General features: G+C 57.3%; 22 protein-coding genes. 14 read left to right on the top strand and 8 right to left on the bottom strand.

The features are described from left to right. The first annotated feature begins 124 nt into the window (after positions 1 to 124). From E8K88_RS14785 to E8K88_RS14740, 10 genes are all read left to right on the top strand, one after another. Entirely contained in the window at positions 125 to 2,938 is a 2,814-nt protein-coding gene (locus E8K88_RS14785; RefSeq protein WP_136407448.1) for a winged helix-turn-helix domain-containing protein, read from the top strand. A 282-nt stretch (positions 2,939 to 3,220) separates the two neighbouring features. Then, the gene (locus E8K88_RS14780; protein ID WP_136407447.1) at positions 3,221 to 4,192 is read left to right on the top strand and encodes a cyclase family protein; all 972 of its coding nucleotides are present in this window, start codon (positions 3,221 to 3,223) and stop codon (positions 4,190 to 4,192) included. Continuing rightward, positions 4,189 to 5,853 (top strand): AMP-binding protein, encoded by a 1,665-nt coding sequence (locus tag E8K88_RS14775; RefSeq protein ID WP_136407446.1) that lies wholly within the window; start codon positions 4,189 to 4,191, stop codon positions 5,851 to 5,853. The genes E8K88_RS14780 and E8K88_RS14775 overlap by 4 nt, the downstream gene beginning before the upstream one ends. A gap of 144 nt (positions 5,854 to 5,997) precedes the next feature. Next, positions 5,998 to 7,311, top strand: coding sequence for an MFS transporter (locus E8K88_RS14770; protein ID WP_136407445.1), 1,314 nt, complete (start codon positions 5,998 to 6,000; stop codon positions 7,309 to 7,311). 10 nt (positions 7,312 to 7,321) lie between these two features. Next, positions 7,322 to 8,341: a phosphotransferase family protein gene (locus E8K88_RS14765; RefSeq protein ID WP_136407444.1), complete on the top strand. Its 1,020-nt coding sequence runs from the start codon at positions 7,322 to 7,324 to the stop codon at positions 8,339 to 8,341. Between the two features lie 43 nt (positions 8,342 to 8,384). Then, positions 8,385 to 8,678 (top strand): hypothetical protein, encoded by a 294-nt coding sequence (locus tag E8K88_RS14760; RefSeq protein ID WP_136407443.1) that lies wholly within the window; start codon positions 8,385 to 8,387, stop codon positions 8,676 to 8,678. Further along, positions 8,675 to 9,478, top strand: a complete 804-nt coding sequence (locus E8K88_RS14755; protein WP_136407442.1) for an enoyl-CoA hydratase/isomerase family protein — start codon at positions 8,675 to 8,677, stop codon at positions 9,476 to 9,478. Before E8K88_RS14760 ends, E8K88_RS14755 begins: the two co-directional genes overlap by 4 nt. 18 nt (positions 9,479 to 9,496) lie before the next feature. After that, on the top strand, positions 9,497 to 10,468 hold the full coding sequence (locus E8K88_RS14750; protein ID WP_136407441.1) for an NAD(P)H-dependent flavin oxidoreductase: 972 nt from the start codon (positions 9,497 to 9,499) through the stop codon (positions 10,466 to 10,468). A 38-nt stretch (positions 10,469 to 10,506) separates the two neighbouring features. After that, positions 10,507 to 13,245 carry a winged helix-turn-helix domain-containing protein gene (locus tag E8K88_RS14745; protein WP_136407440.1) on the top strand — a complete coding sequence of 913 codons (2,739 nt, stop codon included), beginning with the start codon at positions 10,507 to 10,509 and terminating at the stop codon, positions 13,243 to 13,245. 292 nt (positions 13,246 to 13,537) lie between these two features. Beyond that, the gene (locus tag E8K88_RS14740; protein ID WP_136407461.1) at positions 13,538 to 13,966 is read left to right on the top strand and encodes a PaaI family thioesterase; all 429 of its coding nucleotides are present in this window, start codon (positions 13,538 to 13,540) and stop codon (positions 13,964 to 13,966) included. A 210-nt stretch (positions 13,967 to 14,176) separates the two neighbouring features. On the opposite strand, the gene E8K88_RS14735 is transcribed toward E8K88_RS14740, so the two are convergent. After that, a complete protein-coding gene (locus tag E8K88_RS14735) occupies positions 14,177 to 14,635 on the bottom strand; it encodes a hypothetical protein (protein WP_205880099.1) in 459 nt (152 codons plus the stop codon). 506 nt (positions 14,636 to 15,141) lie between these two features. Between E8K88_RS14735 and E8K88_RS14730 the strand changes: the two genes are divergently transcribed. After that, complete coding sequence (locus tag E8K88_RS14730) at positions 15,142 to 15,732, top strand: hypothetical protein (protein WP_136407439.1); 591 nt, start codon at positions 15,142 to 15,144, stop codon at positions 15,730 to 15,732. A gap of 4 nt (positions 15,733 to 15,736) precedes the next feature. Then, on the top strand, positions 15,737 to 16,216 hold the full coding sequence (locus E8K88_RS18630; RefSeq protein ID WP_136407438.1) for a transposase: 480 nt from the start codon (positions 15,737 to 15,739) through the stop codon (positions 16,214 to 16,216). 104 nt (positions 16,217 to 16,320) lie between these two features. Here E8K88_RS18630 and E8K88_RS14720 read toward each other — a convergent pair whose 3' ends face one another. Together E8K88_RS14720 and E8K88_RS14715 are read right to left on the bottom strand one after the other, a co-directional pair. Beyond that, on the bottom strand, positions 16,321 to 17,082 hold the full coding sequence (locus tag E8K88_RS14720) for a hypothetical protein (RefSeq protein WP_136407437.1): 762 nt from the start codon (positions 17,080 to 17,082) through the stop codon (positions 16,321 to 16,323). Further along, positions 17,083 to 17,610 carry an RNA polymerase sigma factor gene (locus E8K88_RS14715; RefSeq protein WP_240754550.1) on the bottom strand — a complete coding sequence of 176 codons (528 nt, stop codon included), beginning with the start codon at positions 17,608 to 17,610 and terminating at the stop codon, positions 17,083 to 17,085. Between the two features lie 290 nt (positions 17,611 to 17,900). Between E8K88_RS14715 and E8K88_RS14710 the strand changes: the two genes are divergently transcribed. Further along, positions 17,901 to 18,497, top strand: coding sequence for a BspR family type III secretion system anti-sigma factor (locus tag E8K88_RS14710; protein WP_136407435.1), 597 nt, complete (start codon positions 17,901 to 17,903; stop codon positions 18,495 to 18,497). Positions 18,498 to 18,529: 32 nt separating this feature from the next. Here the strand turns inward: E8K88_RS14710 and E8K88_RS14705 are convergent, their stop codons facing one another. After that, positions 18,530 to 18,970: an ATP-binding protein gene (locus tag E8K88_RS14705; RefSeq protein WP_136407434.1), complete on the bottom strand. Its 441-nt coding sequence runs from the start codon at positions 18,968 to 18,970 to the stop codon at positions 18,530 to 18,532. A gap of 37 nt (positions 18,971 to 19,007) precedes the next feature. Between E8K88_RS14705 and E8K88_RS14700 the strand changes: the two genes are divergently transcribed. Beyond that, entirely contained in the window at positions 19,008 to 19,343 is a 336-nt protein-coding gene (locus E8K88_RS14700; protein ID WP_136407433.1) for an STAS domain-containing protein, read from the top strand. A gap of 71 nt (positions 19,344 to 19,414) precedes the next feature. On the opposite strand, the gene E8K88_RS14695 is transcribed toward E8K88_RS14700, so the two are convergent. From E8K88_RS14695 to E8K88_RS14680, 4 genes are read right to left on the bottom strand one after another with little or no spacing between them, the layout of a single operon-like run. Continuing rightward, positions 19,415 to 21,493, bottom strand: a complete 2,079-nt coding sequence (locus tag E8K88_RS14695; RefSeq protein ID WP_136407432.1) for a PP2C family protein-serine/threonine phosphatase — start codon at positions 21,491 to 21,493, stop codon at positions 19,415 to 19,417. Next, a complete protein-coding gene (locus E8K88_RS14690; RefSeq protein WP_136407431.1) occupies positions 21,483 to 22,652 on the bottom strand; it encodes a hypothetical protein in 1,170 nt (389 codons plus the stop codon). Before E8K88_RS14690 ends, E8K88_RS14695 begins: the two co-directional genes overlap by 11 nt. Then, the gene (locus E8K88_RS14685; protein WP_136407430.1) at positions 22,639 to 23,373 is read right to left on the bottom strand and encodes a hypothetical protein; all 735 of its coding nucleotides are present in this window, start codon (positions 23,371 to 23,373) and stop codon (positions 22,639 to 22,641) included. Before E8K88_RS14685 ends, E8K88_RS14690 begins: the two co-directional genes overlap by 14 nt. Further along, a complete protein-coding gene (locus E8K88_RS14680; RefSeq protein ID WP_168797351.1) occupies positions 23,370 to 24,275 on the bottom strand; it encodes an ABC transporter substrate-binding protein in 906 nt (301 codons plus the stop codon). Before E8K88_RS14680 ends, E8K88_RS14685 begins: the two co-directional genes overlap by 4 nt. Positions 24,276 to 24,377 lie beyond the last annotated feature (102 nt).

Below are 24,377 nucleotides of genomic sequence, written 5' to 3'. Positions count from 1 at the left end.
ACATCGGCTGCAGCGATGCGTAGTTTCCTGTGTTGTCAGCTGCCGTGCATGGCTGCTAGACTGCCCGAGCCCGCACATGCAGCTTGCGGCGCTACCCAAAAAAACCTGTTGACGTTCTAAGAACGTGTTTACGATCTCCACGCAACGCGCCGAGACAACGCCCACCATGGCCTCTTCGCCCCCTCCCCGTAACCAGCCACCCCGCTTGGCCCATGACCTGGTCGAGCGTGCCGATGTGCTGCACGCCTGGCAAGCCAATCGCCACAAAAGCTGCCATGTATTGCTAGGCCCGGCCGGCAGCGGCAAAACAACGTTGGCGCTGCAATGGCGCAGCCGCTTGTTCAGCCAAGGTTTTGATGTGGCCTGGATGTCGGCCCAACCCGATGACGAGCCCGAAGCGCTGATGGATGCGCTTTTTGCCGCGTTTGATGCGATCACCCCCGAGATTTGCCAGGAGCTGCATCTGCTCTACAACCGCGATGGGCAGTTTTTGCTCTCCAGCACACTGGCCATTTCTCTGATTCGCAGCATTGAACGCCATGGCCGCGACACGCTGATGGTGATTGACGACTACCAAAACATCCGCGCGCACCAGGCCCATGCAATGGTGCAAACCTTGCTGGACTACGCGCCACCCAATTTGCATCTGCTGCTGATCTCGCGCCAGGTGCCCCCACTGCAACTTGAGCGGCTGCGCGCAGCCAGCCAGTTGCATGAGCTGGATGTGCAAGACCTGCGCTTTTCGCTGCAGGACACCCAGGAATTCGCCCGCCAGCGCCTGCCTGCGCTTGCACCCGAGGCGGTTCATCGACTCCACCAACTCACCGATGGCTGGGCTGCCGGTCTACAGCTGTTTGTGCTGGGCATGCAAGCCCAGCCCAAGCGCACGCATTGGCACGAGCCGGTCAAAAACGCCCATGATTTCGTCGCCTATTTCAACCGCGAGGTGCTGCACCATCTGGCGCCAGAACGCCTGCACGGCCTGCTGCGCTTGTCACCAGTGCACCATTTCAACGAAGCGCTGGTGGTTGCGATGCTGGGCCCCAGCGCCGGCCAGGATTTGATGGGCCTGCTCGAAGCACAGCGCATGTTCATCATGCCGATGGACGAGCCACGAGCCGGCTGGTGGCGCTTTCACCCCTTGTTTCGCGAGTTGTTGCTAGAGCGGTTTGAACAAGCGCCCAAAGAGTTGCAGCGCACCACCCGCATACGCCTGGGCAACTGGTTTGGCGAGAAAGGCATGCTGCGCGATGCTGTGCAATTGCTGGTGGCTGCTGGCGAGATCGACCAGGCAACCGACTGGATTGAGCGACATGCACGCGAGCTGTTTTTGAACGGCGAGCTGCAGCGCCTGGTGCGCGCGGTGGCCGAAATCCCGCGCTCGTACCTGAAAAAACGCGATTCACTGACGCTGTGGCTGGGCTGGAGCCAGCTGTGTTACCGCCAGTTCGATGCTTGCCAGGAAAGCATTGACCGACTCGAACACCATTTACAGCACCAGCTGCAACATCCACAGCGCGGGCGCAGCGCACTGCCGCAAACCAGCCCAGAACAAGCCCATGCCTGCATGCTGCAATTTTCGCTGGCCTTGCAAACCGATGATTTCAGCCGCGCGCAGCAGCTGCTGCCGCACATGCTGCACATGCGCAGCCAAAGCGATGCCGTGCTGCAAGGCGGGCGGCGCAATTTGCTGGGCTGGTATTTCTCGCACCAGGGCACCCCGGCCCAGGCGCGCGAATACCTGCTCGGTCCCGGCCAGTACCGCGAAGACGGCAGCCCGCTGCAAGACTCATCGTTTGGCAACATGATGAGCCTGGCGCTGCTGGGCATGACACACCTGCACGAAGGCCACTACCGCCAGGCCGAAGCCACGCTGCGCGCGGCCTTGAGCAAGGCCGAGGCAGCCTTGGGCAGCCACTGCGAAGCCGCATGCAATGCTGCCGGCCTGCTGTGCGAGGTGCTCTACGAAATCAACGACCTGCAAGGCCTGCGCGAGCTGCTGGAGCGCTATGGCGACGCGATCGACAAGGTCGCGCTGCCCGATGCCCGCCTGAGCGCCACCTTGGCACGCAGCCGCCTATTGGCGCTGGATCACAACCTGGCCGAAGCCCAGGAAGTGTTGGTACGGCTCGAAAACGCGGTCAGCAGCCGCAAGATGCTGCGCATCACTGCGATCTTGTTGTACGAGCAATTCCAGCTGAGCCTGCGTGAACATGCGCTCTCTGAACAAAACCACGGCTGCCTGGTTACGCTGGTGGCGCTGGCCCAGCGCGCAGCAGACAAGCAGCACCACGCGGCCGAGAAAATCAGCCATTACGCCACCTTGGCACAGGCGCAGTGGCAAGCCCACCAACACCAGCGCCATGATCCAGCTGCGCTGCGGCAACTGCAGGCGCTGGCAGCCAGCCCGCAACTGGCTAGGCGCCTGCAGATCAGCGCCATCGCACTGCCCGCGCTGGCCTTGCAACGCGCCGGCCAGGACAGCGCTGCCGAAGACCTGGCCCTGCAGATTCTGGAGCAAGCCCAAGCCAGCGACATGGTGCGCAGCGTGCTGGACCTGGACGAAGCCAGCCTGCAACTGCTGCGCCAAGTGCACGCAAGCCGCAGCAAAAACCACCCTATTTTGGGCTTTTACGCCGCCCGGCTGCTCAAACTGGCCGATGAAGAGCAGGCCAGCCTGACACACAGCGCCGCTGCGCCGCGGCTGCCAGCCGATGCATTGAGCGAGCGGGAGCTGCAAATCCTCAGCCTGCTGGCCAATGCCTTGCCCAATAAACGCATTGCCCAGGCGCTCGGGGTCTCACCCGAGACCATCAAATGGCATTTGAAAAACATTTACACCAAGCTCAGCGTGTTCAGCCGCAACGAGGCCATTGTCGTGGCCCGCGAACTGGGCGTGGGCCTGCCCAGCGCCGAGCATAAACTGGCACTGCGCTAAGAACGTGTTTACGATCTAAGGGCGGCTAACACGCCCCAGTCCAGCCGCACCCACCTGGCTGGGTGTCACACACGTGCCTACCCCCCATCAGGAAAACCCCACCCACCCTATTTGGGGGGGCGGGTTTGGGCATTTATCGCTGACCATAGGCATGCGTCAGGGACATGGGCGAGCGCGCTGACCAAGTGCCAATGCAGCCATACAGGCGAAGGCCAGCGTACTGCACTGCTCCCAACGCAGCGTCACTTTCGGAATTCCAATTCATAACGCAAGGAGACAAACATGGGACACCACCACCACGAGCACGATGTACCGGCCATGGCCGAATTCCTCAAAGACACGCCCAACAACTGGGGCCGCTGGGGCCCAGACGATGAAGTCGGCTCGCTGAACTACCTGACGCCCGAGCAGGTGCTGCGCGGTGTCAAGCACATCCGCAAGGGCGAGGTGATTACCTTGCAGCGCCTGATTGGTGACCCCAAGGGCGACCCGGTCTGGCCGGGCCGCGAACCGGCGGTGCGCTCGATGGTGATGGACGAATCCACCTGGGATACCGACGATGCACCGCAGTTTCCCGGCGGCCTGCACTATGCCGATGACAAGATCGATGCCTTCCTGCAAGGCTCCACCCAGTACGATGCGCTTGGTCATGTATGGTATGACGGCAAAATCTGGAATGGCTACGACGCCCGCACCACCGTTGGTGGCCTGGACAAAGCCAGCGTTGAGCCGCTGGGCGAGCGCGGCATTGTCGGGCGCGGCGTGCTGCTGGACATGGCGCGCCACCGTGGCAAAACCAGCCTGGACAAGGCCGAGACCTTCACGCACGAAGACCTGGAGGCCTGCGCCAAGGCCCAGGGCATCACGATTGAGCCCAGCGATATTCTGATTGTGCGCACCAATTTCCTCGCGCGGTTCTTTGAAGATCCGAAGACCTTCTACACCGACTTTTGCGAGCCTGGGCTGTGCTTCTCCAAAGAGCTGGTGCAGTGGTTCCATGACAAACAAATCCCCAACCTGGTCACCGACACGATTGCCAACGAGGTCACCTACGACCCCGCCACTGGCGTGGCCCTGCCCTTGCACTGTGCCTTGATGCGCAACCTGGGCGTGACATTGACCGAGATTTGCGACCTGGAGCGCCTGGCCGAAAGCTGCGCCAAAGACGGGCAATACGCCTTCTTGTACGTGGCAGCGCCCTTGAAAATCCACCGTGCGTCTGGCTCGCCCGTTAACCCAGTGGTGATCAAATGAACGCCAGCAGTTTGTACGAACAAAAACCCTGGCTGGCCTTGTACCCCCCCAAGCAGCCAGCAGAAATCACCCCGCAATTCAGCCATATGCTGGCGGCCTTTGAAGCGAGCTTGCAGCGCGACCCCGAGGCCACGGCCTTGCTGTACTTTGATGGCAAGCTAAGCCAACAAGGCCTGGACCAGGCCGCACAGCGGCTGGCCGTCGCACTGCATAGCCGGGGCTTTGGTGCGGGTGACCGGCTGGGGTTGTATACGCAAAACAACCCGGCGTTTGTAATTGGCCTGCTGGCCGCCTGGAAGCTGGGTGCGATTGGCGTTTGCATCAACCCAATGAACAAGGCCCGCGAACTGCGCCATGTGCTGCAAGACTCAGGCGCCACCGCGCTGCTGTGCCTGGACCAGTTGTACCTGGATGTGGCCCGCGATGTGATCGCCAACGACACCCCGCAAGTGGCCACCGTCATCACTTGCGCGGCCCGCGATGGCCAAAGCCTGGATGATGCCCGCGTGTTTGCACTGGGCGAGCGCCTGAGTGCTCCCGATGGTGTGCTGGACTTGCAGCACCTCATCGACACACCCGTTGATACCACACTGCCAAGGCCAACACTGGGCGCTGACGATGTGGCCTTACTGACCTACACCTCGGGCACCACCGGCAACCCCAAAGGGGCCATGAATACGCATGGCAACCTCGCCTTCAATGCCCAAACCTACCGCGACTGGCTGGGCTTGACGCCGCAAGACCGCATTCTGGGTCTGGCGCCGCTGTTCCATATCACGGGCTCGGTTGCGCATTTGTCGCTGGCCATGTTAGTGGGTTGCCCGTTGATTTTGGCGCATCGCTTTCAGCCCGAGAGCATGCTCGACACATTGCGCATGCACCGCCCGACCTTCACGATTGGCGCGATCACGGCCTTCATCAGCCTGATGAACACACCGCAGGCGCGCAAGGACGACTTTGCCAGCTTCAGGGCGATTTACTCCGGTGGCGCACCGATTTCACCGGCCACCAATGCCGAGTTTGAAAAATTCTCTGGCCAGTACATCCATAACGCCTTTGGCATGACCGAAACCGCCTCGCCCACGCACCTGGTGCCGCTAGGCAAGCGCGCACCGGTGGACCCGCATTCGGGTGCCTTGTCGATTGGCGTGCCGGTGTTCAACACCACGGTCTGGATTCTCAATGACGAAGGCCAGGCCGCAACACTAGGCGAGGTAGGCGAGATTGTCGACCGTGGCCCGCAAGTGATGCGCGGCTACTGGAATATGCCCGACGCCACAACGGCTGCCATCCCCGATGGGCGGCTGCGCACCGGCGATGTGGGCTTTATGGATGGCGATGGCTGGTTTTACTTAGTCGATCGCAAGAAAGACATGATCAATGCCGGCGGCTACAAGGTCTGGCCGCGTGAAGTGGAAGACGTGCTCTACAGCCACCCGGCCGTGCGCGAGGCAGCGGTGATTGGTGTGCCCGATGATTACCGGGGCGAAACCGTCAAGGCCGTGGTGTCGCTCAAACCCGGCGCAGACGTGAGCCCTGAGGACTTGATGGCCCATTGCAAGGCCCAGATGGCAGCCTACAAATACCCGCGCATCGTCAGCATCGTTGACGAGTTGCCCAAAACCGTGACCGGAAAAATCCTGCGCCGCAGCCTGCGATAAAGCGGCGCACACCCCAGCGACTCCCCCTCGTGCAGCCACACCAAGGCCTGAATTCTTCATGAATCAGGCCCTGGTGAGGCGCTAGCTTTGCCTAAAAACTGTGCTTGCAGACCAGACACAAGCACGCACCACCAGAGGATACCTATGACGACCAGCATTGCGCCCACGGCCTCTCACAGCGAGTCTTATGCGAGCAGCCCAGCCCCCGCCTCTGCCGACACCAAACGCGCCGCCACCTCGGGCTTTGTCGGCACCCTGATTGAATACTACGACTTCAGCCTGTACGGCTATATGGCCGTGGTGATAGCCCCCTTGTTCTTCCCCAGTGGCGACCCCACGGTATCGCTGCTGGCCGCGCTGGCGGTATTTGGTACGGCCTACGTGATACGGCCGCTGGGCGGCATTGTATTTGGCCATATTGGTGACAAATACGGCCGCAAAAATGCCTTGCTGGGCACCTTGGTGTGCATGGGCGTTGGCAGTACCTTGATGGGGGTTTTGCCCACATTTGAGCAAGCAGGTTACTGGGCCACTGGTTTGCTGGTGCTGGTGCGCTTGCTGCAGGGCTTTTCAGCCGGGGGCGAAGTGGGAGGCTCTGCCACGTTCATCTCTGAATCGACCCCCAAGCATCTCAAGGCCACGTTTGGTGCATTCACACCGATGGGCTCGACCGGCGGTTTTGCCCTGGCAGCAGCCGTGGCCGGCACCGTCAGCATGCTGACCACGCCCGAGCAAATGAGCAGCTGGGGCTGGCGCATTCCCTTCTTGCTGGCCTTTCCGCTGACCTTGCTGTGCATTTGGGCCCGCACCCGCGTCAAGGAAACCTACCAGAACGAGACCAAGAAAAAAGAGCATTCGCCCATAGGCGAGCTGTTTCGCAAGCAACCCAAGGCCTTGCTGCAATCGACCGCGATCAGCGCCGCCACGAATGGCACGGCCTATATTGGCCTGACCTATATGAGTATCCACCTGATCACGCAGCTGGGCTACCCGCGCAGCAGCGTGTACTGGATTGCCACCTTGGCCATTGGCATCTCGGCTATTTTGATGCCGCTGGGCGGTTATATCGGTGACCGCATTGGCCTGCGCAAGCTGATGCTGATCGGCCTGATTGGCTACATCGTGCTGACTGTACCGATGATGGCCTTGATGGACCAGGGCCTGGCCATTGCCACTCTTGCCTACATCGTCTTGATGCTCAATACCGTGGCGACCCAGGTCAGCGCCTACACCTTACTGCCTTTGCTGTTTGAGCCGCAGTACCGCTACACGGGCGTGGCCAGTGGCTGGAATTTTGGCGTAATCATTGCCGGCGGCACTGCCCCCTATGTGGCGGTGCAGTTGGTGCAGTTGACCGGCAACAAGCTCTCGCCAGCGCTGTTTGTCATCGCGGCGGCGGCGGTGGGCTTAATGGGCATTCTCTCGATCAAGCGCGACGCAACGCGTGCCATCACCTGAAGGGGGCGGCATGGCATCCAATGCATTCTCCGCGCCTCGGTTAAAGCAATTTTTACAGCAGCATGTGCCAGGCCTCGAAGGCGCAATGCGGCTGGAGAAAATTGCTGGCGGGCAATCGAACCCCACCTATTTTGTGCACTTTGACAACCGCAGCATGGTGCTGCGCAAAAAGCCAGCCGGGCCGCTGCTGCCTTCCGCCCACGCGATCGAGCGCGAATACCGCGTAATGCAAGCGCTCGATGGAACAGGCTTGCCTGTGCCCAACATGGTGCTCTACCACGCTGAGCCCGACGTGCTGGGCACCGCCTTTTACCTGATGGACAAAGTGCCCGGCCGTGTGTTCAACGACGCCAGCTTGCCCGGCATGGCGCCGGCTGAGCGACAGGCGATTTATTTCGCCATGGCCGACACGATGGCGCAGTTGCACAACGTCGATTGGCGCGCCGCAGGACTGGCCGACTTTGGCAAGCACGATGGTTTTTTTGCCCGCCAGTTGCGCCGCTGGCGCCAGCAATGGGAGATGTCCCGCCAAGCCGGTACTGAAGGTGGCGATATTGCCCAGTTGCTGCAATGGCTGGATACGCACCAGCCGCCAGACGACATCACCACAATTGCCCATGGTGACTTCAAGCTCAACAACCTGCTGTTTCACCCCACCGAGCCCCGCGTGGTCGCGGTACTGGACTGGGAGCTGTCCACGCTGGGCAATCCGCTGGCCGATGTGGCCTTCAACACCAGCGCCTGGCGCACCACGCCCGAGGAATACGGCGGCATTTTGGGCTTGGACTGGCAGGCGCTGGGCATCCCTGATGAAGCGCACTACCTGGCGCGTTATTACGCCAAGGCCCAGCACGGCCAACGCGCCAGCACCTTCCACACCGCCTTTGCGCTGATGCGCTGGGCCGTCATTTTTGAAGGCATTGCCGCCCGCGCCCGCAGTGGCAATGCCAGCTCGGACAACGCCGCCGAGGTTGGCCCGCTCAGCCGCGCATTTGCACGCCGTGGTTTGGATGCGATTTGCGGCGCTTAGCCTCAATAAGCATGCCAGCCAATTGCTCGCACAAGGACACACCATGGATTTCCAATGCAGCGACAAACAATTGGGCCTGCCGCGCCAGTTGCGCACATTGCTGGACCACGGAGTGCTTGCACTGAACCAGCCATGGCAAGACCTGGCCCACCGGAGCGAGTGCCCAAGCGCGGTGATTGAGCTGCTGAAACACCCTACCAAGGGCCGTTTGGGCACGAACGCAGATTATTGCTTCAACCCACTGGCGCACCACCAAGCCGCCCGTTGCGCCACGCACCATGGCTTCAAACCTGCTGACTCCAACCACCGAAGCAACACATTCAAGGACACCCCATGACAAGCTATCCCCCAACTGTCGACCCCAACGGCCCTGTGCTGTGGTGGCGCGATGGCGGCATTGCGCATATCCGCTTCAACCGCCCCGAGGCACTCAACGCCATTGATGTGGCCACTGCCAAAGCCTTTCACCAGGCCTGCCAGGACATATGTGCCGATGCGCAAGTGCGCGTGGTGCGCATCACGGCTGCAGGCCGCGCCTTTATGGCCGGTGGCGACCTGGGCGCCATGCAAGGCGACCCGACAGCAGTCGCGCACGAACTCATCAGCGGCATGCATGGCGGCCTGGAGCTGCTCGCGCAACTGCCGGTGCCCGTCATTGCCAGCGTGCAAGGTGCAGTCGCTGGCGGAGGCCTGGGTGTCATGCTTGGCTGTGACCTGGTCTTTGCGGCCGACAACACCAAGCTGGCAATTGCCTACCCGTTGATAGGTGCCAGCAGCGACTGCTCGACCACCTGGGGCCTGGCCCATATGGTGGGGCTGCGCAAAGCCATGGAGATTGTGCTGATGGCAGAACCCATCAATGCCGAAGAAGCCCTGCGCCTGGGCCTGGTCAACCGCGTACTGCCAGCTGATGGGCTAGAAGCGTTTAGCCAACAAGTGGCCGAGCGCTTTGCCAACGGCCCCACTGTCGCACTGGGCCAGCTCAAACGCCTGGTGCGGCGCGCATTGCACAACGACCTGAGCAACCATTTGCAAGCAGAGGCCGAAGGCTTTGTACGCTGCGCAGCGACGGCCGACTTCAAAGAAGGCATCACGGCCTTTTTAGACAAACGCCCAGCCCAGTTTCAAGGCCAATAACAGCAGCAAAATGACACCATGCAAACACGCATCACCGATCTCTTGAAAACCCGCTACCCGATCATGCAAGGCGGCATGCAATGGGTCGGCACGGCCGAGCTGGCGGCTGCCGTCTCCAACGCAGGCGGGCTGGGCGTGCTGACAGCCCTGACCCAGCCCACGCCCGACGCACTGGCCGCTGAAATCCAGCGCTGCCGCAATATGACTGACCAGCCGTTTGGCGTGAATGTGACCATATTGCCCTCGGTCAAGCCACCGCCATATGCAGACTACATCCAAGCCGTGATTGATGGCGGCGTCAAAGTCATAGAAACAGCAGGCAACAACCCCAAGGAATTCATCGATCTGCTCAAGCGCCACGAGGTCAAGATCGTGCACAAATGCACCAGCGTGCGCCATGCACTCTCAGCCGAGCGCAGCGGCGTGGATGCGATCAGCATTGACGGTTTTGAGTGCGCTGGCCATCCCGGCGAAGACGATGTGGGTGCGCTGGTCTTGGTCCCTGCAGCGGCACGCGTCCTGCGCATTCCCATCGTTGCCTCGGGCGGCATTGCCGATGGCCGGGGCATGGCAGCTGCTTTCGCATTGGGGGCCGAAGGCATCAACATGGGCACACGTTTTTGCGCTACACAAGAAGCGCCGATCCACCCAGCCATCAAACAAGCGCTGGTCAATGCCAATGAGTGCGACACCCACCTGATTTTCCGCACCATGCGCAACACCGGCCGCGTGCTCAAAAACGCCATTTCCAATGAAGTTGTCACCACGGAGCGCCGCCCCGGCGGTTGCGCGTTTGCCGATATCCAGCCGCTGGTCGCAGGCCAGCGCGGCCGTGGTGCCCTGCAAAGCGGCGACGTGGACGCGGGCCTGGTCTGGGCCGGTCAGGTCATTGGCCTGATTGATGACGTACCGACCTGCGCTGAGTTGATTGAGCGCATTGTCAGCCAGTGCCGCGAGCGTTTGCGCGTGGCCAGTGCTTTGGCATTGTGAGCCAAGGCAATAGGATAACGACAAGGAGTGCTCACACCATGCAGCCATCCACCGCCCTCTACCACAGCGCGACCTTGGCAAGGCGGGCGGCACTGGCTGCTGGCCACGCACGCAGCGCTCCCCTGAGCGCCAAACACAGCCCACCAGCCGAGCACAGCACCCTCCTCCCACGCACGGCCTTGCAGGCGCAGTTGCAAGCCAGCGCAGGCCAGCTGGTGCTGCTGCATGCGCCGGCAGGCTTTGGTAAAACGACGCTGCTGCACCAAGCGCGTGCACAGCTGAAACAAACCGGCCTGGCCTGCGCCTGGCTGAACCTTGACCGCAGCGACAACGACGTGGCCCGTTTCACGCTGTGCCTGGAGCAAGCGGCCAACCAAATCGGCCTGGCCGCAGTGCCCAACGCCACCGTGTTTGATGCCGCACTGCCTTGGCAACAGGCCGCCGCGCCATTTGCGCTGTTTCTGGACGAATTCGAACATGTGCATGAACCCGCCGTGCTGGGGATTGTGCGCGCCATCATTGCGCAACTGCCACCGCATAGCCGCGTGTTCATTGCCACACGCAACCTGCCGCAACTGGGCCTGGCACGCCTGCGCAGCCGGGGCCAGCTGCTTGGCCTGAACGCCGATGACCTGCGCTTGACGCTCAGCGAAACCCAGGCCTTTGTGCGCATGGCTTGCCCGCAAGAGCCCAGTTTTTCCACCGTGCAGGAACTGCATGCACGCACCGAAGGCTGGGCTGCCGCCCTGCGGTTGGCGTGCATCGCGATGGCCCGCAGCAGCAATGCAGAGCAATTTGTGGCGCGTTTTTCCGGCTCAGAGCGGGCCATGGCCGAGTACTTGGCCGAAGAGGTGCTGCAAGGCCAAAGCCCGGCCATGCAGGAGTTTCTGCGCACAACCAGCATCCTGCGCCAACTCCAGCCCGCAATCTGCCAGGTATTGCTGCCGCAGCTTGACTGCCAGGCAATGCTGAGTCAGCTGCAAAACTCGGCTTTGCTGCTCAGCCCGCAAACACAAGAAGAAGACAGCTGGCGCAGCCACAGCCTGCTGGCTGATTACTTGCGCACCCAACTGCAAGCGCAGCAACCCCAAGCATTCAAGCGCCTGCATGCCACTGCCTCGGCCTGGTTTGAAGTGCATAGCCAGGCCGTTGCCGCGATGGACCACGCACTCGAAGCCCAAGACCATGCAGGCGCACTGCGCATGCTGGAGCGCCATGTAGACGACTTTCTGCAACAAGGCCGCATGCGCTTGCTGGCCCGCTGGTTGACGCGCATTCCCCAAGCCATGCTCGCGCCCCACCCCCGCCTGCACGCCGCAGCCGTTTGGGCCACCTGCTTAAGCCACGGCCCAGCACGTGCCGAAACCTTGCTACGCGCTGCCCTGCAACAGCACCCCGGCCACCCAGAACTCACAGCCCACGCCGCCGCACTGTGGCCGACGCTGCGGCTGATGCAAGACCGCAACCAGGAAGCGCTGGCATTGGGCCGCGTCAGCCTGCGTGCCTTGCCGCAGGGCACACCTTTCATCACCGGCACCTTGCTCACAACCATGGCGCATCTGAGCTACACGCTGCAAGGCAGCACAGCGGCGCGTGCGCTGCTGCAAACCGCCCGCACGCACAGCCAGCAGGGCAGCCGCTTTTTGCACATGTACACCGAAGCCACCGAAGGCTTGCTTGACCTGCAAGCGGGCCGACTACGCCAAGCCGCTGCGCGTTTCCGGCTGGCAGTTGACGCCAGCCACGCAGGCCACAGCAACCAGCTGCAAGGCAATGCCTGGGCTGGCGTGTTTTATGCCTACACCGTTTATGAAAGCCAGCAGTGGCTGCGCGCTGAACAATTGCTCAATGTCTACCTGCCGTTAGCGCGTGAAGTGGGCTTGCCCGACCACATGGTGCTCAGCTACGCGATGCGCGCCCGTATGGCGTTTGAGCAAGGCGATGTGGACCTGGCGCAAGCCGTGCTGATCGAGCTGGAATTTCTAGGCCACCGCCGCCAAATCCCCCGCGTGTGTGCCGCCGCCCACCTGGAACGCGCCCACATCTACTTGCGGCAAGGCAATGCCCATGCCGCACGCCAAGCCTTGCAGCAAGCCCAGCAAGGCCCCACCTGGGAGCGCGAGCCGCACGAACGCTGGTTCGCCCACGAAACCGAATACCCGGCATTGGCCGAAATCCGCTGGCAACTGCATTTTGGCTGCCCAGAACAGGCCCTGGCCCTGCTGGGCCCAGAAATCCAACGCGCCCACACCCAGCGCCGCGAACGCCGCACACTGCTGCTGCAATTGCTGCGCAGCCTGGCCTTGGCCAACAGCCAGCGCCCAACTGACGCCGCAGCCCTGCTGGGCCAAATACTGCCCACCATCGCCCACGAAGGCTATGTGCGCCTGGTGTTGGACGAAGGCCCGGCCATGGGCCAATGGCTCAAGCGCTGCCAACAAATGGGCACAGAACACAGGCTGCGCCTGCCGTGGGCCAGCGACCCACTGCAAACCGCAACGCTCAATCGCCTGGTACAAGCCTTTGGCTCATTGCCCGAAGACCCCACCCACAATCCAGACAGCCAGGCCGTCCCTGCACTTGAGCAACTGACCCGCAAAGAGCTGCGCATCCTCACGTTGCTGGCCGAAGGCTATTCCAATAGCGCCATGGCAGAAAAGTTATTCGTCAGCGACAGCACCGTACGCACCCATTTGCGCCACATCAACCGCAAACTGGGTACAGGCAGTCGAACACAGGCAGTGGCCATTGCGCGAAAATTGGGACTGGTTGGGTAAATGCCCCAATACCATTTTCAGGCAAAGCCAACTACTGCCCGCCAACCTCACTGAACAATCCCGCGACGCTATTCTGTGTGTAGTTGCACAGTGCAGCAGCTGGGCTGCCCCTCTGTGCCGCTGATGCTGCCTCAAGCGCTTGAGCCCTTAGTCGCGTTGCGGACAATCCGCAAAGCCAATCACAGAGAAAATGCAAAAAGTCCAACTTCGGGTTATCAGGAAGCATCACGGACTGCCGTGCATTCAACTTTGTGCATGCCGAAGGCGTGCCCCCATGCCAAAAGGAATCATGATGAACATTGCTACTCCAGCCACATTGGGAGAATGGAATGCTGCGGGTGCGGATTACCTGCCTGGCTTGCTGGGTATATGCTTTATCAAAGTCGAGCTCGATGAAGTGGTAGCCACGCTAGAGGTACGGCGTGCCTTGGGAGCCTGGAACGGCTATTTGCATGCAGGAACCGTTACTTCACTAGCGGATACCTGCTGTGGCTATGGAACCGTTCGCAACTTGCCAGCTGGCGCCAGTGGATTCACCACCATGGAGCTCAAGAACAACCTGCTAGGCACGGCTCGAGAAGGTACCGTGACCTGCACAGCACGCCCTGTTCATAGAGGGCGAACGACCCAGGTGTGGGATGCTGAGGTTCGGCGCGATAGTGATAACGCGCTGATTGCAACCTTCCGCAACACCCAATTGATTTTGTGGCCACAGGGCTGATCGGTTGGCCAAGACCGCCATATTTTCAAAGGAATTCCCCATCGGTCGATAGCAGCGCTGACTGGCTGGTTTTGGCTGATTGGAGTCGCCATCTTCGCTGCAATCGACCGAAGCAGACATGGGGGCATTAGGTAACTCGGCTCTGATGCCCGCGCCAGCAGCCGCTTGGAAAGGGGCCGTGCACGTCGTTTTGAAAAAGCCATTGGGTGTTTAAAATCCATCCCCGCTACATGAAAGAGGCTTTGCATCGAAGTATGTTCGTGAGAAAGCAGCTGCCTGCGCCTCTGAGACACCAATCAGAATAGTCGCACAGGAGTCCCAACACACGACTTCAAAGCACGCGCCCGTTAATTGAGGCAGCAGCTTTGGCTGCTGCCAAAACGAAGGGTTTCCGTCCGCAACAGGGGCCTTCTCAACAGCGATCCGCATGCCAACTGGGAATGCGCTGAAGACAGCCCAAATGAACTGGATGCGTGCTTCCAGCACATCAGCGAGCTCATCACCTGTAATCCATATATTGCCTTGACTCAATAGCGGCACCGATCCGTTTGTCTCAACATCACTGACGAACCATTCATAGTGCCTGGGGTTGACGCGCATAGCGGTAAATGTTGCTGCCATATCTGTATAGCAATCCACTTGCTGGCTGTTTTCAAGAATGATATTCATTACACATCTCAATCAGATTAACGAGCTTTTTTCTTGCATATTGAGCCAACTTCCGATAAACGCATTCGACCCAAAGCAAATATTCGGATATGCCGGCAGATGTAGCTCAGCTGCCCACACCAGCTGCATTTAGACATGCAATGATGCCAGCGATTATAGAAAAATCCATTGGCTACTTTGAGGTTATCCAATCTGCGTGGGCAGCAGAGCTACACCACCCTACATCTCAATTTCAGGCCTTTGGCACATTGCCCAAAGAGCCTATTACAAACAAAAAACAGCCAAACCATTCCAGAGCCAGAACAACTGCCCGATTACACTGCAGCCGCGCATTGACTTTTATTGATCATTTCTTAATCAAAAAATTATTCACTGTGATAGTCTGTGCAATGCATTAGACCACGACACGGCTCCATGATTTTGAAGCTAGCAATCTACAAATCCTGATACTAAGAGTTAACGCTCAAATCAGCCATCAGAAAATTTTACAGAAACGACCACTCATCATGAAAATAAAAATCCATCAAATTTTCAAGCAGACTTGCGTTTCTTTGCTGTTTTTCACATTTACCGGTGCGACCTATGCGCAATGTTCAGCCCCAAAATTTGAACCCTTACGATATGCACAAGACAGCGTTAACACGGATTCATGGATTTCTTTGTCAGTCGGCCCCAGTCTTGCCTCATTAAGCATACCATCTGGCTTCACCAGCATATCCATCACAGAAGAGGGTTCCTTGATTTTTTCAAAAGATGAAAAAACAGAGCTCCGAGGCATCATTATTTTTGAAAAAACTGGCGACTACCAAGAAGATCCAAATATTGCCGAAAATATTCAATCTTTTTACAAAAAAATGTTTACCGCACCAGATGACAGCTATTGTGACTACCTTACCACCTACAAATTAGAAAGCAAAGAATATCGTTTTCATGCTCAAATTGATGGAGGGGAATTTTTCGCCTTTGGTGAAAATAATCAACATCGATTCTACATATTAATCAATAAAAAACCGGATGTAATCATAGCTGGAAATATTCAAAACATCGATCTCAAATATTTCAAATATATTTTAAATAGCATCAAAATAAAAGGATAGCTACATGAATGAAATTGCTGACAAGGAACAATCTGAAATAAAAGAAGTTCTTAAAAATCTTTATCCAAGTACATCATTATCCAATAAGACAGCCACCCTTGAAACTTATAGCATAGTAGAGACAATAATTACCGAATCTCAAAAATGCACAAAAAGAAAAGATTGGATTATTCGTGCCGGAGTCCCATTTAACCCGATGGGATATATCAAAAAAGAAGCACGCCGTGCATTAACTCGCCTCTTACTTTCCAAAGAAAACGAAATTTATTTATGTTGCGGCAGAGTTGCCGCAAAAAAATTGTCGGACAGAGTTGGAAATGACATTCAAATAAGCCCAAAAAATAGCCAAGGAGTATCTCTGTACGAATGGCTGCCACAGTACCATTGGCGCAACCTCGGTGAGGTGCGAGATTATGCTACCCAGTGGATATGGCAATATACCCACGAACACCCAAACATGGTCTTGGGCAGCATCAACCCCTAAACAACGGCTGCCCATGGCCGCATAGTGCTACTTCTCAGGGCTATGGTTTATGAGGGGATTATCAAGCCGCCTCTCAATCGCAACATGCGTCCAATTCAAACAGGCTAGGACAATTTGCGTGCAAACCATATGCTGGAGCCATGGGGTTCGCGCTCGCTACTTACCCCCCACCAGCCATCCTCCAACAAGCTTTGTTGTGACTGCCAATCAAGACTACATACTTTCTGCGCACCACGCATATCAAATGCCCAGGGCTGAATTGGATTACAGGCTAGCAATTGACGTCGCAGTCCATCGATCTCTCCAATCCAGCTCACACATAAGCCCTCGCGCATCAAATTATGGCGACTTGAGTGGTTGTGCAATGACACCATGGCGAGACAACAGTCGCGCCCCCATGCTTTAGCCAATGCGCTGCGAATATGGAGCAGATTGCGCTGTAAATGACGTCCTTGGTAATTGGGCAGAACCATGCAACTAGCCAAATGGGCTGCTGCCCCAGGCAAGGTAACAAGGGCACCTACGCGATGGGCCAGGTTCTCTGGGTCTGAGCTGCTAGGAATACCTAGCATGGCGTAAGCCACCAAGCGGCAACCATCAAAAACTCCAATACTGGCCCCCCAGGAATCCAGCTGTGGCTGCAGGTGCAGATGTGTTGCAACAAACTGCTCCTCATCTGGCTCGACAACATATTGATCCGGGTGAGCCAGTTGTGCCAATACCTGTGCGCGCAGCTCGATCACAGCTTGGGCATCGGACAGTTCCAGCATACGAAAACGCAGTTGTTGCAGCAACGAATATTGGTCCAAATAACGCTGTAATGATCGCGCGCTGACTGGCACCAGAGCCGGTGATTGCGGGGCCATTTAAAAGTCCAACTCCACGCCAGCGATCGCTAGTTTTTCTCGCAATGCAACGCGCGCTCTAGAGAGTCGGCTGCGCACGGTACCGACCGGAACGCACAGCAGCACCGACGCTTGCTCATAGCTCAGCTCGTCCACCGCAATCATCAGCAGTACCTCGCGCATGTGTGCGGGCAAGTCCCGCATGGCTTCTGTCAGGTATTGCAGGGATTGCACTTGCTCTGCTTGATCGTCAGGGCCTAAGTTCTCTGCCGCAATCTCCAACAACTCTGACTCGTCAGTAAAATCAAACCGTCGCCGTGGTGATCGTGAGAGGTAGTTGCGCACCAAATTCATTGCGATGCCATACAGCCAAGTGGATATTTCAGACTGTCCCCGAAAAGTCTCAAAGGCTTCGCATGCTTCGACAAACGCTTGCTGGGTCAGCTCCTCAGCTTCTGTGCCCATTCCAATGTGTTTGACAATAAAACGATGGAGTTTGCTTCTATGCTCCACCACAAGATCACGTAATAAGATGTTCCTCTCATCCACTGAGGTATGCTCCTGACAACGAGCGCGCTCAACGGATGGGGCTATATTCTGAGGGTTTAAATGCTTAAGCATTTAAAAAATTATATGTATCAATCTTTTACTGTATATACCTGAAACAGGGTAATTTGAGCCACATTTGAAGTACATTTCAAGCAAATTTGCACCAAATTGGTGCATCAACATAAATTATTTGAATGAAGGGAACGCTTGATGACATGCTGTTACTCAAAGACTGTATAAAAGAGAAATGCTTGTATTTTTCATACTTCAGACATATTAAAGAGGTTTATTTGAACATACATGACTTCACCAGTGCTGCCGGTCGCTGCGCTGCTCCCGTTGGCCTAGACAACTTTCGCGAAGCGGCTAGCGTGCATGAGCAAGTCATACTCAAGCACGACGGTCAAGAGTGGACGGTGCATGGAATCGGTAGCATGCCTGGGAGCCAACGACAGGTTGCGTGGGTACAGCAGCAAGACAGCCAGACTGATACCACCTCTGCTTTCGTTGAGGCCTTGCAGCAAACTTATTCAAGCGGTATTGCCAAAGCCATTGCCAGTGCCCTGGACTTGCAACAAGCACCTGGTAAACCACTGGCCGCACGCACAATCACTGCGGCTTTGGATATGGCTTCAACCAGTAAAAATGTGCTTAAAGGCGTCAATTTTCTAACCGAATTGCATTTCTCTGCTGTGAATGCTGGCGCAGGTTTCACCAAAATCTGCCATGAGCTCGGGCTTGACCACACACAACTCGATAGCGACCGCAAGCAGCATATTGACCTCAGTATGGCGGAGCGTTTCAGCGATGCACAACAATCTGGTAATGCGCCTGTCTCTAGCCATCAAGCGGCACAATGGCTAAGAACCATTTTGGAAAGCCAGTAGGCCGTTCAGTACAGAGACAAATTGGCACTGTCTCAGGATTGCGCCAAGATCCGCAGCGTCAGCACATTACGCCCTTGCGCTCGCTGGTAATCAAGGCCCGAGAGGAAATGCAGCATCAGCCGCAAACCATGCCCACCCGCAACAGCATCCTCCAAAGAGGCGAGCAACGCATCCAATTCAGCCGGTGTCTGGCGTGTTGGATCAAAAGCAGCACCGGCATCTTCAATCCGCAGTATGACCTCCTCACCCATGCTGCTGCAGGTGAGCAAAATTGGCTCTACGGGCACGCCCTCACCAAAACCGTAGCTGACAATATTGGTGAGGGCCTCGTCCGCACTGAGTGTCAAGCCATACTGGGTGCGTTGTGACCAGCCGTGCTGTTGAGCCAAAGACTCAAGCCACTCTATGGCCCCTGCGATTTCAACCAGCACTGGCTCCAATGTATAGTGGCCCAGCTGGCGAGAGTTGGTCATTTCATGCATATTTACTTACCGATTGGAGCTAACCATTATGTTCACCCACGAAGCCATTGAAAACGGCGAAATCATCGCCCTGCAAGGCCAAATCAATAGCGGCAACGCTGCAGAAGCGGAAAACGAGCTGGCAGCAACTCTGGATCGCGGTGTCTCTCGTCTGATACTCGATTGCAGCCAATTGAGCTACATCTCCAGCGCTGGTCTGCGAGTGATACTGATACTGGCAAAACGCAGCCGGGCATCGGCTGCGAAGCTGGTGCTGTTTGGCATGCAGCCCTCTGTCCGGGAAGTTTTTGCCATCAGCGGTTTTCTGGCTATCTTGCAAGTCGTGGAGTCGCGCGAAGAAGCTCTTGAGCTGGCTCTGGCCTGAGAGCCTGTTCAAAGTCTCGACGCAGTCGCGCAAGGCACATATAAGAGGCAGTACAAGGCGCCTGCTGCGGCTCATACGGTCTCTCCGCATGGGGGCTTTGCAAGCCTGTGAGAGGCCAGCCGCCGCAACGCAATGCAAGTGATATCGTCAGCCTGTGCAGCGCTGCTCTCAAAGGCACGCACAGCACTCAGCAAGCTGTTAGTCACATTGTTGCTGCCGTCCAAGTTAGCCTGACGAGCCCATGCCAACAAACGCTCATCGCCAAACAGTTCACCGGCAGGATTTTGTGCCTCGGTGATGCCATCGGTATAAAGCAGCAATGTCTCACCATGCTGTATCTGCAGATTGCCCTGACGGAATGACAAGCCATCCATCACCGCCAACGCCGGGTTTTGGCTATGCGGCAGCACTTCAACCTCGCCACCTGTGCGCAATAACAATGGCGGGTTGTGGCCGGCATTGACAAATTCAAAATCACCGCTGTCCAAGTCAAATATGCCAAAGAACAATGTCACAAACATCATTTGTTCATTGTCAGCGCACAGTTGGTCATTGAGCTGCTTGACGATTTCTGCTGGATTGAACAGGAACTGCGCAATCGATTTGAGCAAAGTACGAGAGATGGCCATGAAAAAAGCCGCTGGAATCCCTTTGCCAGAAACATCTGCAATGACCACCGCCAAACGATTGTGATCGACTAGAAAATAGTCGTAGAAATCGCCTCCAACCTCCTTGGCTGGAATCATCAGCGTCGAGACATCAACCGCCTCGGTTTCTGGCGCCTGGCGCGGCAGAATAGACAATTGCATCGTGCGTGCAATCTCCAGCTCCTGGCGTAGGCTCAGCAAAGCCGCCTGTTGCTGCATTGCTTCACGCAATTGATTCAACAACACCACGAGCTTGTCTTGCTGCGCCAGCACCAATCCTGACATACGCGCCAGCGTAGCAGCCAACCGGGCCAAGGTATTGTCATTGGCAGCCGAGTCCTCCGATGGACTATCCAGCGCGGTCAAAATTTCCTGACGCGCATCCTTATCCAAACCATCTGCCAAAGTACGCAGTTCTCGTCGAATCAAACGCTCTTGTTGCTGGCGCACCCGAATGCGCTCATCGCGCAGCACTTGCAAGTTCAACAGCTCTCCACGCAACGCCGCGACCCCTCTTGCAATGGCTCCTGCTTCAGCAGGCAAGCGTTGGTCATCTTCATCCGGAGCGGCCCGCAAATCTCCATGGGCCAAGGCCTGCAACACATCGACAGATCGATTCAGAGGCTGCATTGCCCGCCCAAGATACACAAAGACCAGCAAACCCATAGCGGCAATCACAAGCGCCAAGCCAGTGAGTAAAAAAAGCTGCTCACGCCGCTCCTCACGGTAGATCTCGGAAATATCCCAGGCCGATAACAAGGTCCCAATCGGCCTGTTATCAGGACCTAAAAGTGGCAGTGAAGCGAGCCTCCATCGCCGCTGTTGGCGATCGAAAATCTCTTGCACGCGCGGCATGCGCGCTGTGAATGAGAGTTGCTCGCCATCGAGCAATGCGGCTTGCGTTCCAGCGACTGCCCGGCCACGCAAATTCACTAAAAAACTCTTTGCACCACTGATGTAGCTCATATCGTGCAGCAACTGCTTCAAATTACGGCCCAGCGCCAACACACCGAATTGCCCATTGATCTCAAAACGCTGTGTCACCACAAGATAGTAGTTGTCCCTGGATGGATGGCTGATGCCTATGCGCACATCGGCAGTCGCCAACGAGGCACTAAGCCAGTTGAAGTCCACCAATGGGTCTTGCTGCAACAGTCGAGAACTAGACCTGAGCAAAGCGCGACGCTGATCGAACCAATCGACACGAAAGTTTTCGTCGGCGAATAAACTGGGCGCAACCAATGTGTCCAGCCGCTCCATATCGGCATGGGCCAACGCCTCTGGCAGTGCGGGATTTGCCAGCATCTGTTTGAGATGGTCCTGCAAGTCAGCAGCCGTTTCCTGCTGCAATTTATTCCATGCGATCGCTTGTGATGCCGATACCAGTTCACGGTAGTTGCGCTCATGTTCACGGTCTCGTGACCAAAAAACATAGGCAGCCATCGAACCAATGCCTAACGCCATCACAACCACCAGCAATGCAATACGGGTCTTAAGAGACATCGCACGCCTCCTTCGGCTGGGACTTTTCAGGCCAAAGTCCAGCACCCAGTGCCAATGCTGTCTGGAGCATTAGCACCATGTTCACCTGTGGATTCGTGCCATTCAAAAACGCTGGAGCGAACGCCATTTGCAGCAGCAAGGCCAGCCCAGGACCCAGTAACACCCCCCCCAGCAACATGCCACGGGATGCTGCTTTTTGCTCCCAGCCTAACAAACTGGGCAGCCACACCAACAAAAGCAGCAAGCACAGCACAGGCAACGCCACTTGTATGAGCCTGATGCCACCACCGATGGGTATCGCCAGCGGCAGCCAGACAAGCATCCCCAGCAGCACACCATGCCAACGCTGGCGCGCCTGCGCACCAGCGCCTGTTAACCACAGCTGCGCCTGCACCTGAATTCGGTCATTTCCGCGCGCATCTTGTAAGCCCTGCTCCAATTCTTGGCGTATTCGCTCATCGGGCTCGGTGCGCAGCAAAGACAGGGTGATCCGCTCTAGCCTCTGATACTGCTCTCGCACATGCCGCAAACGCGCCGCTAACCATTGCGGACGCGCGTCATAATCGCGGCGCCCGGTAGACGCAATCGCAAAATCCAACTCCCCCGCCTGAATGCGCATGCATGCTGTGCGCACTAACGCCTCTCGACTAGCCGGATAGCAAGTCAAGGCCATGCGCAATGCTTCACGCAGCAATACCAGTGCAAATGCCAGCAAAGCCAACAAAGGCAGGCCACTGCTGCGAATAAAATCCGATAGATTCACGCTTCTCCAGTGCACCACCACCTGGCCGGCCTGGCTGTGGCGATCATGCAGTGGCATTTCAATGCCAGGCGCGCCAAGGCCAGCCCTTGCATGGCCAGCTTCATACAGCAAATCGCCACTGCGGTCGCGCAACTCGATGCGCAACAAATCTGGAAAGTTCTGTACGTTTTGCTCAAACAAGCTCTCAATGCCAACCAGCTCACGGATAGGAATGTTCAGATCCAACGCATGCTGAATCTGCGCGGTGACAGCACTGCCTACCAGGCGGGCGCGCCCTTGTGCCTCACGCATCGCCAGATCGCGCAGCGGCATGGCCGCCACGGCCAATAAGATCACCGCGCTCAAACACAAGCAAGCCAAACCCAAGATGGCCCACACACGGTTATTGCTCATCATGTGATGCCTCACTCTCGCGCGTCATTTGCCGCAACGCTCGGGCAATACGCTGGTCCACCAAATTAAGGTGTTGCTGTGCAGCATGCAATTGGGCCTGTGCCTGCTGCCTGGCGCCACGGCGCAACAGCACGGCAGTGAGCACCAGCCATACACCCACCGAGACCAGCATTGCAAGAGCAACGCTCAACAACACAGGCCAGCGAGACACAGGGGCGGGCAGCACCGATGTGATGCTGATCTGCCCCGTCACCTCACCAAACGAACCGCGAACTGGCAGCCCCATCGTGAACGCATCGTCACCACGAACTCGCCAAGCCTGCTGCTGCGAAGTCTGCGCTGCGCGCGTCCACACACCAGGCACCTGTTCACCAATCAAACCACGGTCTGTGCTAAAGAGTGAAATCGCCGTTGCATCAAACACCTCGATCGACAACAAAGACGCATCGGCTGCCAATAGATCCTCCAGCAATGCCTGTGCATTGGCGTTGTCGCCCAGCTCAAAGCCCAAAGCCAGATTGACTTCTAAACGATCGCGCAATTGCTGTAATGCGACCTCTAACTGCGCTTGGCGCAATTGCAGAGCCTGCGTTCGCTGTGCGCTCAGCAGCAGCATGCCTAGCAGCGCCAATGCGAACACCGCCACCAACCACCAGCGCCAGCCAACCTCAAGGCAAGCCCAAAAATTCACCCGTGCTGGGGCGCAGTCCGACGCCTGGCTCATTCAATCACCTCCGCCACATTCAAGAGCGAAATAGGTGGATACAGCTCTAGCAAGCGCACCACCGGCATATTGATCAAGAGCGAAAAACGCTGAAGGGTCTCCACAGGAGTCTGCTGCACTGACAAGCGCCCGGTGAGAATATCAACCGCTTTAAAAGCCGCAAACCGGCCCACATTGGCGCCATTTGAAAACAGACTGAACATGCAAAAAGACTCGCGCACCACGCTCTCTGTTGTGCAAAACGTCGGCAGGCGATGCGCTAGTGCTGCGCGCGTGACAAGGTCCCTGTGGGTAAATGCCAAAAACGTACTAGGTCCGATATAGAGCACATCTGCACTTTGGGCAGCCAAACCGCCAATCAAGGATGGCAGAGCTGACGCATCCGGATGCCCGCCAGCGTCCAAAGGAATAGTTGCAACCAATAGCTCGAAGCCCATTTTTAATGCAAATTCTTGTAGGCGCTCAGCAATCGAGAGCGTATTGGGCTCTGCTGGATTGACAATATAGCCAATGCGCTTGAAGGGTCGATAGGCGAGCAATGCATTGAGCTGAATATCCACAGGGGCCACATGAATCACACCGGTGAGATTGCGATCCGGCGGATTCAATTGCTCCAGCAAGCCTGCCCCCACCGGGTCTGTCACCTCGGTAAACACAATCGGCGTCTGATGGATGAATCCTGTCTTGGCGCCATGCACCTGACCTGCCAGTGCCAGTGTCGTGGTCGTGCCCCAGCTATAGATCAAATCTGGCTGCAAGGCCTGCACCTGAGTGACTAATTGCGCTGCATCCTCCATCAAGCCAGAAAACTGCACCACTTGGATTTGCGCATCCACATGCTGGCTGCGCAAGTAATCACGAAACGCCTGCTCAATATTTTGCTCGGCACGTGGCAATGCCATCACGATTTTGAATGGGGCTGACAACTGCGTCTGCTGAGCCGCTGCACACGTCAACCACAACTGCCCTATCACTAGCCACAACACCAGCAGGCTACGGCGAAA

This window comes from Lampropedia aestuarii (assembly GCF_004803635.1).
GTDB classification, from domain to species: domain Bacteria; phylum Pseudomonadota; class Gammaproteobacteria; order Burkholderiales; family Burkholderiaceae_C; genus Lampropedia; species Lampropedia aestuarii.
This window is presented reverse-complemented; position numbering and strand designations above follow the sequence as displayed.